Source organism: Agrococcus sp. HG114 (genome assembly GCF_024723325.1).
Lineage (GTDB): Bacteria > Actinomycetota > Actinomycetes > Actinomycetales > Microbacteriaceae > Agrococcus.
Genome location: NZ_JANQCH010000062.1, coordinates 1 through 13512, shown reverse-complemented (window position 1 = coordinate 13512; position 13512 = coordinate 1). Strand labels below are relative to the sequence as shown.

Here is a 13512-nt window from a genome sequence, read left to right as displayed (position 1 = left end):
CCCCGGGGCGATCGTCGCGACGTCGAGCTCGCCCGCCGCGAGCCCCGCGAGCGCCGCGGCGTCGTCGGCGACCGAGCGCAGCGCGATCCGCTCGACGCGCGCGCCCTGGGCGCCGTGGTAGCGGTCGTTCGCGACGAGCTCGACGCGCCCGTCGCGCACGTCGGCGACGCGGTAGGGGCCGGAGGAGACGAGCGCGGCCTCGTCGAGGTCGGCCGGGTCGATCGCGAGCGCGGTGCTCCACGCCCGGGCGAGCGGCGCGAGCGCGATCGGGTCGGCGCCGTCGATCGCGTCGAGCACGCGCTTCTTCGCCTGCATGGGGTCGTCGATCCCGAAGGCCCGCTGCCCGAGCACGTGGGCGGGCACGGCGACGTCGAGCGCCGTGCGCCAGTCGGGCACGGGCTGGGCGAAGGCCACGTCGATCGAGCGCGCCCAGTCGTCGCGCGCGGGCGGCTCCGTCGCGTGCACCATGCCGCCGGCGTCGGCGACGTCGAACCACACGTGCGCCTCGTCGAGGTCGAGCCGGCCGTCCGGACCACGGTGGCGCTCGGGGTCGAGGCCGTCGGTCGAGAGCGCGTTCGACGTCGCGGCCCACGCGAGCATGAGGTCCGCGGCGTCGACCGGCACGCCGTCCGACCAACGCACGTGCTCGGCGAGGTCGTAGCGCACGGTGAACGCCGGCCCCTCGACGACGGATGCGGTGCCGAACGAGGGGTCCGCGCGGTGCTCGCCGTCGGCCCCCACGACCTGGAAGGCGCCGCGGGTCATCGCCGCGACGTCGCGGTTGCCGGGCGTCGCGCCCGTCGTGCTCGCGGCGTTCGCGTCGGTGAGCTCGCCGCTCCACGCGACCTCGACGGCCGTGCCGGCCTGCACGCGCGACGGGGTCTCGGGCGCGCAGCCGGCGAGCGCGATCGCCGCGACCGCCGCGGCCGCGACCGTGGTGCGCAGCCGGGCGGCGATCGGACGGCGACCGCGCTCCCGCATCAGGCGAACGCCTCCACGGGCGGGCAGCTGCAGACGATGTTGCGGTCGCCGTACGCCTGGTCGACGCGCGCGACCGGCGGCCAGTACTTGGCGCGCTCGATGCCGGGCACGGGGAAGACCGCCTGCTCGCGCGAGTAGGGGCGGTCCCACTCGCCGTGCACGATCGAGCCGGGCGTGTGCGGCGCGCGGCGCAGCGCGCTCTCCTCGAGCGCCACCTCGCCGCGGCCGATCGCGTCCGCCTCGGCCTTGATCGCGATCATCGCGTCGACGAAGCGGTCGAGCTCCGCGAGGTCCTCCGACTCCGTCGGCTCGACCATGAGCGTGCCCGCGACCGGGAACGACATCGTCGGCGCGTGGAAGCCGTAGTCCACGAGCCGCTTCGCGACGTCGTCGTTCGAGACCCCCGTCGCCTCCTTGAGCGGGCGCAGGTCGAGGATGCACTCGTGCGCGACGAGCCCCTGCTCGCCCGTGTAGAGCACCGGGAAGTGCTCGCGCAGGCGCGCCGCGACGTAGTTCGCGGCGAGCACCGCGCTCGCGGTCGCCTTCGTGAGCCCCTCGAGGCCCATCATGCGCACGTACGCCCATGAGATCGGCAGGATCGACGCGGAGCCCCACGGCGCGGCCGAGATCGGGTTGACCCCGACGCGCACGCCGTCGACGAGCTGCGACTCCTCGCGCGGGTCGCGCGGCAGGAACGGCGCCAGGTGCGCCTTCGCCGCGACCGGGCCGACGCCCGGGCCGCCGCCGCCGTGGGGGATGCAGAACGTCTTGTGCAGGTTGAGGTGCGAGACGTCGCCGCCCATGTCGCCGAAGGTCGCGTGGCCGAGGAGCGCGTTGAGGTTCGCGCCGTCGATGTAGACCTGGCCGCCCGCCTCGTGCACGAGGTCGGTCACCCGGCGGATCTCGGACTCGTAGACGCCGTGCGTCGACGGGTACGTGATCATGAGCGCCGCGAGCCGGCCCGCGTGCGTGCCGATCTTCGCCTCGAGGTCGGCCACGTCGACGTCGCCGTTCTCGCGCGTGGCGACGACGACGACGCGCATGCCCGCGAGCACCGCCGACGCGGCGTTCGTGCCGTGCGCCGAGGCGGGGATGAGCACGACGTCGCGGTGCTCGTCGCCGCGCGAGTCGTGGTAGCCGCGGATCGCCATGAGCCCGGCGAGCTCGCCCTGCGCGCCCGAGTTCGGCTGCAGCGAGACGGTGTCGTAGCCGGTGATGCGCGCGAGCCACTCGCCGAGCTGGTCGATGAGCGCGAGGGAGCCCTCGGCGTCCTCGATCGGCCCGTACGGGTGCAGCTGCGAGAACTCGGGCCACGTGATGGCCTCCATCTCGGCGGCCGCGTTGAGCTTCATCGTGCACGAGCCGAGCGGGATCATGCCGCGGTCGAGCGCGTAGTCACGGTCGGCGAGCCGCTTCGCGTAGCGCATGAGCTGCGTCTCCGAGCGGTGCGCGCTGAAGACCTCGTGCGTCATGAACTCGCTCTCGCGCTCGAGCGCGGCGGGGATCGCGCGCTCCCCCGCTCCGGCGTCGGCGAGGCCGAGCGCGGGCAGCAGCGCGTCGAGCAGCACGCCCGTGCCGAGCTCCGCCCACGTCTCGTCGAACGCGACGTGCAGGGTGTCGTCGTCCACGGCGTGGACGAGGATGCCCGCGTCGCCCGCCGCCGACTGCAGCGCGCGCGCCCGGCCCGGCACGCGCATCCGCACCGTGTCGAAGAACGCGTCGTGGACGAGCTCGATGCCCGCCTCGCGCGCGGCGCGCGCGAACCGCGTCGCGACGCCGTGCACGCCCTCCGCGATCGCCCGGATGCCGTCAGGGCCGTGGTAGACGCCGTACATCGACGCCATGACGGCGAGCAGCACCTGCGCGGTGCAGATGTTGCTCGTCGCCTTCTCGCGGCGGATGTGCTGCTCCCGCGTCTGGAGCGTGAGCCGGTAGGCCGGGTAGCCGTCCGCGTCGACCGAGACGCCGACGAGGCGGCCCGGCATCTGCCGGGTGAGCGCCTCGGCGACCGCCATGAAGCCCGCGTGCGGACCGCCGAAGCCCATCGGCACGCCGAAGCGCTGCGAGGAGCCGACGACGATGCGGGCGCCCTGACGCCCGGGCGCCTCGATGAGCGCGAGCGCGAGGAGGTCGGCGGCCGCGACGGGCACGCCGCCCATCGCGGTCGACGCCGCGAAGAGCCCGCTCGCGTCCCACACGAGGCCGGATGCGCCGGGCAGCTGGGCGAGGACGCCGAAGGAGTCGGGCAGGTCGGCCGGGGCGGTCTCGGCGAGCGGCAGCTCGACGAGCTCGATGCCCGTGCGGGGCGCGCGGTGGCGCAGCAGCGCCTTCGTCTGCGGCAGCAGGTCGGTGTCGACGACGAACACCGACGAGGCGGACTTCGACGCGCGGCGCGCGAGCAGCATCGCCTCGACGGCGGCGGTGCCCTCGTCGAGCATCGACGCGTTGGCGATGTCGAGGCCCGCGAGGTCGGCGACCATCGTCTGGAAGTTGATGAGCGCCTCGAGCCGGCCCTGGCTGATCTCGGGCTGGTACGGCGTGTAGGCGGTGTACCACGAGGGGTTCTCGAGGATGAGGCGCTTGATGGGCGCGGGCGTGACGGTGCCGGAGTAGCCCAGCCCGATCGCGCTGTGCCGCACGCGGTTGCGCGCCGCGAGCGCGCGGAGCTCGCCGAGCGCCTGCGTCTCGGTCGCGGCCTCGCCGATCGGGGCGCCCGCGGTGCGGATCCCCGCGGGCACGGCCGCGTCCATGAGCGCCTCGAGCGAGTCGAAGCCGACGACCGAGAGCATGCGCTCCTGCGCCGCCCCATCGGTGCCGATGTGGCGGTCGACGAACGGGCGCATCAGGCGGTGAGCTCTCGGTAGGCGGCCTCGTCGAGCAGCTCGGGCTCCTCGGTGAAGCGCACCTTCACGAGCCAGCCGGCGCCCTCAGCGGCCGAGTTGACGAGCGTCGGGTCGCCGGCGACCTCGTCGTTGACCTCGACGACCTCGCCCGCGGCGGGGGCGAGCAGCTCGCCGACCGACTTCGTCGACTCGATCTCGCCGATCGCCTCGCCGGCCGCGAACGAGCGACCGACGCCCGGGAGGTCGACGAACACGACGTCGCCGAGCGCCGACTGGGCGTACTCGGTGATGCCGATCGTGGCGACGTCGCCCTCGGTGCGCACCCACTCGTGGTCGGCGGTGTACTTGGTCTCGCTCATGCTGTGGCCTCTCGCTTGTAGAACGGCAGCTGGGTGACGACCGCGGGCAGCCTCGTGCCGCGGACGTCGACGGTCAGGGAGTCGGAGCCGGCGGCGCCGGGCTCGACGAGGGCCATCGCGATCGGATGGCCGAGGGTCGGCGACAGCGCGCCGCTCGTGACGCGGCCGACCTCGCGGTCGCCGTCGAGCACGGGGTAGCCGGCGCGCGGCGCGCGGCGGCCCTCCGCGGTGAGGCCGACGAGCACGGGCGCACCCTCGGCCGGGCCGGCCTCGATCGCGGCGCGGCCGACGAAGTCGCCCTTCGTCTTGAGGGCGACGACGCGGCCGAGCCCGACCTGCTCGGGCAGCACGTCGAGCGAGAGCTCGTTGCCGTAGAGCGGCATGCCGGCCTCGAGGCGCAGCGTGTCGCGAGCGGCGAGCCCGCACAGCGCGAGCCCGTGCTCCTCGCCGGCGATCACGATCGCGCGCCAGAGCGCCTCGGTCGCGTGCGCGGCGATGTAGAGCTCGAAGCCGTCCTCGCCCGTGTAGCCGGTGCGGGCGACGAGCACGTCCTCGCCCTCGAAGACCGCGGGCAGCGCGCGGTAGTAGCGCAGCGCGTCGAGCGGCTCGGACTCGAGCCCGAGCTGCGCGACGATCGCGGCGGCCGCGGGCCCCTGCACGGCGACGAGCCCCGTCTCCTCCGTCTCGTCGACGACGGTCGCGTCGAAGCCGGCGGCGCGCGCGGTGAGCGCCTCGAGCGCCGCATGGCGGTTGGATGCGTTGGCGACGACGAGGAACTCGGCGCCCGGCCCGCTCGACTCGTCGACGCGGTAGACGATGAGGTCGTCGACGATGCCGCCCTGCTCCGAGAGCAGCAGCGAGTACTTCGCCTGCCACGGCTCGAGCGCCGAGAGGCGGCCGGCGAGCGCGTGGTCGAGGAAGGCGCCCGCCTCGGCGCCGCGCACGCGCAGTTCGGCCATGTGGCTCAGGTCGAAGAGCCCGGCGCGCTCGCGCACCGCCTGGTGCTCGGCGAGGTCGGAGCCGTACCGCACGGGCATCTGCCAGCCGGCGAAGTCGATGAGCTGGGCGCCGGCCTCCTCGTGCACGTGCAGGAGCGGCGAGGCGGGGTGCGCCGTGGCGCTTGCGGTCATGAGTCCTCCAGAGTCTGGACTCCCCCACTGTCACGATCGCCCGATCGCTCCAGAGCGGCCTTCCCGTGCGGTTCGAGGACCTGAGAGTTTGGCGGGGAGGCTTGCTCCTTCGGTGCCCCCGGAGGGGCTCTCCCGCACGGGTGTGCAGCGGCCGGCTGTGCGTTGCTGCGCCGATCCTATCGGGTGCCGGGCTCCCCGTCGCGCGCGGATCCCGACTCGCCCCCGCCGGGCGCCTCCTCGGCGCGCGGCGGCTCGTCCCCCTGCCCCTCGCGATCCCGGTCGTCGACGACGAGATCCGCGCGGTACTGGCGCGTGCGGTGCGCGGCCTTCGCCATCATCTGCGTCGCGACGGGCGAGGTGACGAGCTGCAGGCACGCCGCGACGGCGAGCATCGCGGTCGCGCTCCCCTCGCGCAGCACGAGCGCGAGGCCGACGCACAGCAGCAGGAAGCCGAGCGTCTGCGGCTTCGACGCCGCGTGCATCCGGTTGAGCACGTCGGGCAGCCGCACGATGCCGACCGCGGCCGTGAGCGTGAGCGCGGCGCCGAGCAGGATGAGGACGGCGCCGACGACGTCGAGCAGGGCCTCGGGGCTCATGCGCGATCCCTCCCGCCGCTCGGCCCGTCGCCCTCGAGCCCGGCGTCGGGCTCCGGGGCCGGCCCCACGACGCCCTCGCGTCCGGCGACGAACCGCGCCATCGACACGGTGCCCGCGAACGCGAGCAGCGAGACGACGAGGATGACCGGGATCGTGTAGTGATGGTGGTTGATCGCCGCCTCGACCGCGAGCCCGCCCGCGACGGTCGTGATGAGCACGTCGGTCGCGACCACCCGGTCGCTCGGCCCGGGCCCGCGCACGATCCGCACGAGGGTGAGCGCTGCGGCGGCGACGAGCATCGCCCCCGCGATCGCGAGCACGACGCCCATCAGTCCTCCTCCAGCAGCGCGCGGTCCTCGGGCGTGCCGAACGCGCGCAGCACGGTCGCCTCCGTCGAGCGCACGCTCCGCCGGGCGCGGTCGATCGCGGCCTCGCTCGAGGCGTCGAACACGTGCACGAGCAGCCAGCCCTCGCCGGCGTCGATCGCGACGGAGCCGGGCACGAGCGTCACGAGCTCCGCGGTGATGACCGTGATGAAGATCGAGTCGCTGCGCAGCGGCACGCGGATGATCGCGTTCCGCGTCGGCCGCCAGAACGCGAGCACCTTCGCCGCGACCTGGACCGACGAGACGATGAGGCCGCGCAGGGTGACGAGCACGAGGCGCAGGAAGCCGATGGGCCGGAACGACTCGAGCTCCGGCACGTCGGGCAGCGGGAACACGACCTGGATCGCGAGCGCGACCGCGAGGCCCCACGCGGCGGCGCCGAGGCTCAGCTGCCCCCACAGCATCATCCAGATGACGGCGAGGCCGATCGTCGCCGGGAGCGAGACCCGGTAGCGCAGGGCGGGGCGGTTCACGGCATCGCCTCCTCGACCGCGTTCAGGTACGCGCCGCCCATGATGTCGACGGATGCGCGCTGCGCGTAGTCGGAGAGCGGCCCCGCGAGCGCGGTGAGGGCGACGGTGATCGCGACGAGCGTCGACGCCGCGACGACCCAGATGCGCGGGAGCACGCGCAGCGAGTGCACGCGGTCGTCGTCCTCGCCCCGGTCCTGCCAGAAGGCGCGCTGCCACACGCGGATGACCGCGATGAGCGTGAGGAGGCTCGTCACGACGCCCGCGATCACGGCCGCGAGCGCGAGCGGCGACGGCACCGCGAGCGCGGCGTCGAGCAGCGCGACCTTGCCGAGGAAGCCCGAGAACGGCGGGATGCCGCCGAGGTTGAGCGCGGGCAGGAGGTAGAGCGCCGCGAGCAGGGGCACCGACGCGAGCCCGCCGAGCCGCGCGAGGCTCGTCGAGCCGCCGACGCGCTCGATGAGCCCGACGACGATGAACAGCGCCGTCTGCACGAGGATGTGGTGGACGATGTAGAAGATCGCGCCCGCGAGGCCGAGCTCGGTGCCGAGCGCGACGCCGAGCAGCATGTAGCCGATGTGGCTCACGAGCGTGAACGAGAGCAGTCGCTTGATCTCGCCCTGCGCGAGGGCGCCGAGGATGCCGAGGATGAGGGTGAGGATCGCCACGACGAGCAGCAGCTCGGTGAGCGGGCTCTCGGGGAACAGCAGGGTCTGCAGGCGGATGATCGCGTAGACGCCGACCTTCGTGAGGAGGCCCGCGAACACGGCGGTGACGCTCGCCGGCGCAGTCGGGTACGAGTCGGGCAGCCAGGCCTGGAGCGGGAAGACGGCCGCCTTGATGCCGAAGACGATGAGCAGCAGCAGCTGGATCGTCAGCTGCAGGCCGGGATCGAGCGCCGCGAACCGCTCGGGCAGCTGCGCCATGTTCACGGTGCCGGTCGAGCCGTAGACGAGCGCGAGCGCGAGCAGGAACAGCGTGGACGAGACCACGCTCACGACGACGTAGGTGCTGCCAGCCCGCACGCGCTCCTTCGTCGCACCGAGCATGATGAGCACGTACGACGAGAACAGCAGCATCTCGAAGCCGACGAAGAGGTTGAACAGGTCCCCCGCGAGGAACGCGTTCGCGACCCCGGCCGTCAGCACGAGGAACGTCGGGTGGAACACCGACACCGGCGCCCCGTCGGCGCTGTCGGCGATGTCGCGCCGCGAGGGGAAGATCACGACGATCGCGGTCACGATGCTCGAGACGAGCACGAGCAGCGACGACAGGCGGTCGGCCACGAGGGCGATGCCCAGGCCCTCCGGCCACGCCCCGACCCACAGCACGATCGGGCCCCGCGCATCCGCCGCGAGGCACAGCAGCAGCGCGACCGCCGCGACGACCGCGAGCGTCGTGCCCGAGACGATCCGCTGCCACGCCGGGTGGCGCGCGAGGGCGAGCGCGACGCCGGCCGCGAGCAGCGGCAGCAGCACCGGGATGGGGACGAGGTTCGCGAGATCCATCAGGCGTCAGCCCTCCCGGAGCGGCCGCCCGACTCGGTGTCGGGCTGCTCCTCGGGGGTGAGCTCGACGTGGGCCTCGCTCGAGAGGTCGGCCTCGGCGCGGCGGCGCACGATCGCGTCCTCGACGTCGTCGGCGACCTCGTCGTGGCCCTCGAGCTGGAAGGAGCGGTACGACATCGCGAGCAGGAACGCGCCCGTCGCGAGCGAGATGACGATCGCGGTGAGCACCATCGCCTGCGGGAGCGGATCGCTGATCTCGCCCTCGGGGTTCCCGACGATCGGCGCGAGGCCGGCCGGGCCGGCCGCGACGAGGAACAGCAGGTTGACGCCGTTGCCGGCGATCATGACGCCGGCGAGGATGCGCATGAGGCTGCGCTCGAGGATGAGGTAGGTGCCGGCGGCGAGCAGGATGCCGCCGGCGACGGCGAGCACGAGCGTGGGGGTCATCGGCGCACCTCCTGGCCCGGCAGCGAGCGGTCGGAGCGCCACTGCGGGCGCGGCGCGGCGTTCTGCTCGCTGTGCAGGTCGACGCCGGCGCCGAGCGACCGCACGAAGTCGAGGATCGCGCCGACGACGATGAGCCACACCCCGATGTCGAAGAAGAGCGTCGTGACGAGCTTCTGCTCGCCGAGGAGCGGCAGCGTCCACTCGATCGCGTACGACTCGCCGATGCGGCCGCCGATGAGCACGGGCCACACGACGCCGAGCACCGCGACGACCATGCCGGCGCCGAGCAGCTTGCCCGCGTCGAACGGCACCGCCTCGGTGAGCTCGTCGCGCCCGCCCGCGAGGTAGCGGACGGCGAGCGCGACCCCCGCGACGAGGCCGCCCGCGAATCCGCCGCCGGGCTCGTTGTGGCCGACCGCGAGCAGGTAGATCGAGACGACCATCATCACGGGGAAGAGCAGCCGGGTCATCATCTCGAGCACGGGTGAGGCCATGTGCTCGTCGGTGAACGCGCCGCGCAGCCACGTGCCGCGCTTCGTCGCCGGGTCGTCCTGCCGCAGCACGCCCGTGCCGGCCGCGGGGCGCCGCACGAAGATGAGGCTCGCGACGCCGGTCGCGGCGGCGAGCACGACCGCGACCTCGCCGAGGGTGTCCCACGCGCGGATGTCGACGAGCGTGACGTTCACGATGTTCTCGCCGTGCCCGAACTCGTACGCCCATCTCGAGAAGCCATCGGAGATCGGCTCCGCCGTGCGCGCCTGCAGCGCGGCGAGGGCCGCGAGCGTCGCGAACGCGCCCACCGCGATCGCGAGCAGCGCGCGCAGGTAGCGCGCGGCGCGCAGCGGCCGGTCGGTGAAGTACTTCGGCAGGCGCCGCAGCACGAGCACGAGGATGACGAGGAAGACGGTCTCCGTGAGCACCTGCGTGAGCGCGAGGTCGGGGGCACCGTGCAGCAGGAAGAGGAGGGCGACGCCGTACCCCACGACCGACACGAGCATGAACGCCTTGAGGCGGCCGCGCGCGGTGACGGCGAAGAGGCTCGCGATCGAGATGATGACGGCCGCGGCGACCTGCCCGGGCGAGTCGTAGAGGCGGATGTCGCCCGAGAGCCCGCTCGCGAGGACGAGCGCAGAGCCGGGCAGCAGCACGAGCACGAGCAGGATCGTCGTGAGGTGGAGGGGCAGCGAACCGGTCTGGATGCGTCCCGTCACCTCGACGGCGAGGCGGTCGAGTCCGCGCATGCTCGCGTGGAAGCCGCGCTCGAACGGGTCCTGCCCCTGCGGCCCGCCCCGACGCGCCCCGACCGCGAGGTGGATGCCGAGCCCGACCGCCCACGCGACGATCGAGGCGAGGAGCGCGGGCGTGAAGCCGTGCCAGAGCGCGAGGTGCGGGGCCTCCTCGCCGGCCGGCACGGTCGCGACGTGCGGGTGGAGCGCCGCGCTGAGCGCGTCGCCGGCGGAGCCGAGCACGAGCCCCGCGAGCGCGAGGACCACCGGGGTCGCCGCGAGCGCGCGCGACCGCCGCATGATCGTCGCGCTGCCCTCGCCGAAGAACGTGCCGACGATGAGCCGCAGCGAGTAGGCGACGGTGAGGGCCGCGCCGATCGCGATCGCGACGAAGGCGGCCCAGCCGAGCACCGCCGCGTCGCCCGCGGCGTCGCCGAGGGCGGCGTCGAGCGCAGCCTCCTTCGCGAGGAAGCCGAGCGCTGGCGGCAGCCCGGCCATCGAGGCGGCTGCCAGGATCGCCGCCGCGGTCGTGAGCGGCAGCCGTCGCGCGAGGCCGCCGAGCTCCCGCAGGTCGCGCGTGCCGGTCGACCGGTCGACGACGCCGACGACCATGAACAGCGCGGCCTTGAACACCGCGTGCGCGACGAGCAGCGCGAGCCCCGCCTGCATCGACGCCTGCGTGCCGAGCCCGACGACCGTGACGAGCAGGCCCAGCTGGCTCACCGTGCCGTGCGCGAGCAGCACCTTGATGTCGAGCTGCCGCATCGCCCGCACCGCGCCGAGCAGCATCGTGACGACGCCGAGCGACACGAGGCCCCAGCGCCACCAGGGCAGCTCGACGAACGCGGGCGTGAGCGCCGCGATGAGGAAGATTCCGGCCTTGACCATCGCGGCGGCGTGGAGGAAGGCCGACACTGGGGTCGGCGCGGCCATCGCGCCGGGCAGCCAGTACTGGAACGGCACGATCGCCGACTTCGACAGCGCGCCCACGACCATGCATCCGGCCGCCCACGCAGCGGCGGTCGAGCGCGGCGGGTCGGCGAGGATCTCGGCGAGCGAGAAGGTGCCGGTCTCCGCCTCGAGCAGCAGGATGCCCACGAGCATGGTGAGGCCGCCGACGGTCGTGACGACGAGCGCGGTCTGCGCGGCCCGGCGGTTGCTCGCCGAGCGGTGGTTGAGGCCCACGAGCAGGTAGCTGAAGAGCGTCGTGAGCTCCCACCCGACGGTGAGCACGATGAGGTCGTCGGACAGCACGAGCAGCAGCATCGACGCGGCGAACCCGGTGAGCAGGCCGACCGTGCGGGCCGCGAGGGTCGCCGAGTCGAAGTACCACGCGCAGTAGACGAAGATGAGCCCGCCGACGCCGAGCACGACCATCGCGAGCACCCACTGCAGCGCACCCAGCCGCAGGTCGATCGCGATCCCGAGCGCGGGCATCCACTCGACCCGCTCCTGCAGCACCGCGCCGCCCGCGACGAGCGGGCCCTGCAGGCCGAACCACACCGCCGCGGCGAGGCTCGCCGCCGCCGGCAGCAGGAAAACGAAGCGCCCCATGCGGCTGCTCAGGGCGCTCGCGACGACGCCGAGGACGGCGAAGGTCGTCACGGTGAGCAGCACGTGGGGCAGTCCCTCTCGAGCGCGGGCAGGGGCTGCCTCCACCCTATCGGCGCGGCACGTCGGCGCCTGCCGTCGGCGGCCGCATCTAGCGTGGGGGCATGCGCGTGCTGCACACCTCCGACTGGCACGTCGGCCGCACGTTCCACGGCGCCGACACGCTCGACGGGCTCGAGGAGGCGCTCGCCGAGCTCCCGCGCATCGTGCGGGAGCGCGCGGTCGACGTCGTGCTCGTCGCGGGCGACGTCTACGACTCGGCGATGCCGGCGGGCCGCCACGTCGAGGCGCTCACCCGCGCCCTCGCGGCGATCCGGGCGGCCGGCGCCGAGATCGTGCTCACGAGCGGCAACCACGACTCCCCCGCGCGGCTCGGCGCGAACGCGCCCTTCGCACGCGCCGGCGGCCTGCACCTGAGCACCGACGCGCTCGACCCCGACTCGTGGCGCGTGCGGCTCGCCGACGAGCACGGGCCCGTGCACGTGTTCGCGGTCCCCTACCTCGAGCCGGTCGCGCTGCGGGCCGCGCTGCCCGAGGCGGGCATCGCGACGCAGGCGCACGCGGTGCGCTGGGCGATGGATGCGGTGCGCGGGTCGCTCGCGGAGGCCCCGGCGCGCTCGGTGGTCGTCGCGCACTGCTTCGCCGCGGGCGTCGCCGACGACGCTGAGCGCCTCGACGACGCGCCGCGCGACATCACCGCGGGCGGCCTCGACGTGGTGCCGACGAGCGCGTTCGACGGGATCGACTACGTCGCCCTCGGCCACCTGCACTCGCGGCAGGAGCTCGCGCCCGGCGTGCGCTACTCGGGCGCCCCGCTGCACTACTCGTTCCGCGAGCGCTCGCCGGAGCGGGGCGCGTGGCTCGTCGAGCTCGGCGCCGAGGGCCTCGCGTCGGTCGAGTGGGTGCCGCTGCCCGTGCCGAGGCGCCTCACGACGATCGAGGGCGAGCTCGCGGCCCTCCTCGCCGATCCGGCGCTCGCCGGCACCGAGCCCGACTGGGTGCGGGCCCGGCTCACGGACCGCGTGCGGCCGCTCGATGCGATGCGGAGGCTGCAGGAGCGCTGGCCGCACGCGGCGGAGGTCGTGTGGGTCGGCGCGGGCGACGCGCCCGCGCTCGCGCTCCGCGAGCGCCTCGCGCGCCGGAGCGAGGCCGAGGTGGTCGGCGACTTCCTCGCCCACGTGCGCGCGGGCGCCGGGGCGACGCCCGAGGAGGCGGCGCTCGTGCGCGAGGGCCTCGCGCGCGTCGCGGCCGAGGAGGCCGCCCTGTGAGGCTGCTGCGGCTCGAGCTCGCGGGCTTCGGGCCCTTCCGCGAGCGCTTCGAGATCGACTTCGCCGCGTTCGACGCCGACGGCGTGTACCTGATCGCCGGGCCCACCGGCGCCGGCAAGTCGACGATCCTCGACGCGGTGTGCTTCGCGCTCTACGGCTCGGTGCCCCGCTACGACGAGCGCGCGCACCTGCGGAGCGACCTCGCGGGCCCCGAGCACCCGACGTTCGTCGAGCTCGACGTGCAGCTCGGCTCGCGGGTGCTGCGCGTGCGGCGATCGCCCGAGTACGAGCGCCCGAAGCAGCGCGGCTCCGGCACGACGAGGGAGAAGGCGTCGGCGTCGCTGCTCGAGCGCACGGCCGACGGCTGGGACGCGATCGCGACGAGCGCGCGCGAGGTGGGCGTCGAGGTGGGCCGCCTCGTAGGGCTCACGAAGGACGAGTTCCTGCAGGTGATCCTGCTCGCCCAGGGCGGCTTCGCGGAGTTCCTCGCGGCCTCGAGCGACGAGCGGAAGGCGCTGCTCGAGCGGCTGTTCGGCACCGGCAGCATGCGCCGGCTGCGCGAGCTCGCGATCGCCGACGCGAAGGCCGTCGTGGCCGAGCGCGCCGCGCTCGAGCAGCTGCGCGACGACCGCGTCGCGCGCGTGCGGGCGCTCACCGCCGCGGTCGGGCCGGACGACGACGCCCACGC

General features: G+C 74.3%; 12 protein-coding genes and 1 riboswitch. Of the genes, 2 read left to right on the top strand and 10 right to left on the bottom strand.

The window, feature by feature from the left end; all coding sequences use genetic code 11:
- The 10 genes from NWP09_RS07745 to NWP09_RS07700 all read right to left on the bottom strand — a co-directional run.
- Positions 1 to 981: ABC transporter substrate-binding protein (locus tag NWP09_RS07745; protein ID WP_258274949.1), on the bottom strand; the 981-nt coding region annotated here is incomplete at its 3' end.
- Entirely contained in the window at positions 981 to 3824 is a 2844-nt protein-coding gene (gcvP, locus tag NWP09_RS07740; RefSeq protein WP_258274948.1) for an aminomethyl-transferring glycine dehydrogenase, read from the bottom strand. The genes NWP09_RS07745 and gcvP, both read right to left, overlap by 1 nt.
- Positions 3824 to 4183, bottom strand: coding sequence for a glycine cleavage system protein GcvH (gene gcvH / locus NWP09_RS07735; RefSeq protein WP_258274947.1), 360 nt, complete (start codon positions 4181 to 4183; stop codon positions 3824 to 3826). The genes gcvP and gcvH overlap by 1 nt, the downstream gene beginning before the upstream one ends.
- On the bottom strand, positions 4180 to 5313 hold the full coding sequence (gene gcvT, locus NWP09_RS07730; RefSeq protein WP_258274946.1) for a glycine cleavage system aminomethyltransferase GcvT: 1134 nt from the start codon (positions 5311 to 5313) through the stop codon (positions 4180 to 4182). The genes gcvH and gcvT overlap by 4 nt, the downstream gene beginning before the upstream one ends.
- Positions 5314 to 5371: 58 nt before the next feature.
- Positions 5372 to 5458, bottom strand: a riboswitch (glycine riboswitch).
- Between the two features lie 31 nt (positions 5459 to 5489).
- Complete coding sequence (mnhG, locus tag NWP09_RS07725) at positions 5490 to 5909, bottom strand: monovalent cation/H(+) antiporter subunit G (protein ID WP_258274945.1); 420 nt, start codon at positions 5907 to 5909, stop codon at positions 5490 to 5492.
- Entirely contained in the window at positions 5906 to 6238 is a 333-nt protein-coding gene (locus tag NWP09_RS07720; protein ID WP_258274944.1) for a monovalent cation/H+ antiporter complex subunit F, read from the bottom strand. The genes mnhG and NWP09_RS07720 overlap by 4 nt, the downstream gene beginning before the upstream one ends.
- Positions 6238 to 6768, bottom strand: a complete 531-nt coding sequence (locus tag NWP09_RS07715; protein WP_258274943.1) for a Na+/H+ antiporter subunit E — start codon at positions 6766 to 6768, stop codon at positions 6238 to 6240. The genes NWP09_RS07720 and NWP09_RS07715 overlap by 1 nt, the downstream gene beginning before the upstream one ends.
- Positions 6765 to 8273: a Na+/H+ antiporter subunit D gene (locus NWP09_RS07710; protein ID WP_258274942.1), complete on the bottom strand. Its 1509-nt coding sequence runs from the start codon at positions 8271 to 8273 to the stop codon at positions 6765 to 6767. The genes NWP09_RS07715 and NWP09_RS07710 overlap by 4 nt, the downstream gene beginning before the upstream one ends.
- Positions 8273 to 8719 carry a Na(+)/H(+) antiporter subunit C gene (locus NWP09_RS07705; protein ID WP_258274941.1) on the bottom strand — a complete coding sequence of 149 codons (447 nt, stop codon included), beginning with the start codon at positions 8717 to 8719 and terminating at the stop codon, positions 8273 to 8275. Before NWP09_RS07705 ends, NWP09_RS07710 begins: the two co-directional genes overlap by 1 nt.
- Positions 8716 to 11562, bottom strand: coding sequence for a Na+/H+ antiporter subunit A (locus NWP09_RS07700; RefSeq protein ID WP_258274940.1), 2847 nt, complete (start codon positions 11560 to 11562; stop codon positions 8716 to 8718). The genes NWP09_RS07705 and NWP09_RS07700 overlap by 4 nt, the downstream gene beginning before the upstream one ends.
- A 98-nt stretch (positions 11563 to 11660) precedes the next feature.
- Between NWP09_RS07700 and NWP09_RS07695 the strand changes: the two genes are divergently transcribed.
- Both NWP09_RS07695 and NWP09_RS07690 read left to right on the top strand, forming a co-directional pair.
- Positions 11661 to 12824, top strand: a complete 1164-nt coding sequence (locus NWP09_RS07695) for an exonuclease SbcCD subunit D (RefSeq protein WP_258274939.1) — start codon at positions 11661 to 11663, stop codon at positions 12822 to 12824.
- The coding region (locus NWP09_RS07690) for an SMC family ATPase (protein ID WP_258274938.1) at positions 12821 to 13512 on the top strand (692 nt) is incomplete at its 3' end. The genes NWP09_RS07695 and NWP09_RS07690, both read left to right, overlap by 4 nt.

Excerpts from the sequence above, each read along its gene's own strand:
- gcvP (WP_258274948.1), bottom strand. The coding sequence starts at position 3,824 with ATGCGCCCGTTCGTCGACCGCCACATCGGCACCGATGGGGCGGCGCAG.
- gcvH (WP_258274947.1), bottom strand. The coding sequence starts at position 4,183 with ATGAGCGAGACCAAGTACACCGCCGACCACGAGTGGGTGCGCACCGAG.
- gcvT (WP_258274946.1), bottom strand. The coding sequence starts at position 5,313 with ATGACCGCAAGCGCCACGGCGCACCCCGCCTCGCCGCTCCTGCACGTG.
- mnhG (WP_258274945.1), bottom strand. The coding sequence starts at position 5,909 with ATGAGCCCCGAGGCCCTGCTCGACGTCGTCGGCGCCGTCCTCATCCTG.
- NWP09_RS07720 (WP_258274944.1), bottom strand. The coding sequence starts at position 6,238 with ATGGGCGTCGTGCTCGCGATCGCGGGGGCGATGCTCGTCGCCGCCGCA.
- NWP09_RS07710 (WP_258274942.1), bottom strand. The coding sequence starts at position 8,273 with ATGGATCTCGCGAACCTCGTCCCCATCCCGGTGCTGCTGCCGCTGCTC.
- NWP09_RS07705 (WP_258274941.1), bottom strand. The coding sequence starts at position 8,719 with ATGACCCCCACGCTCGTGCTCGCCGTCGCCGGCGGCATCCTGCTCGCC.
- NWP09_RS07695 (WP_258274939.1), top strand. The coding sequence starts at position 11,661 with ATGCGCGTGCTGCACACCTCCGACTGGCACGTCGGCCGCACGTTCCAC.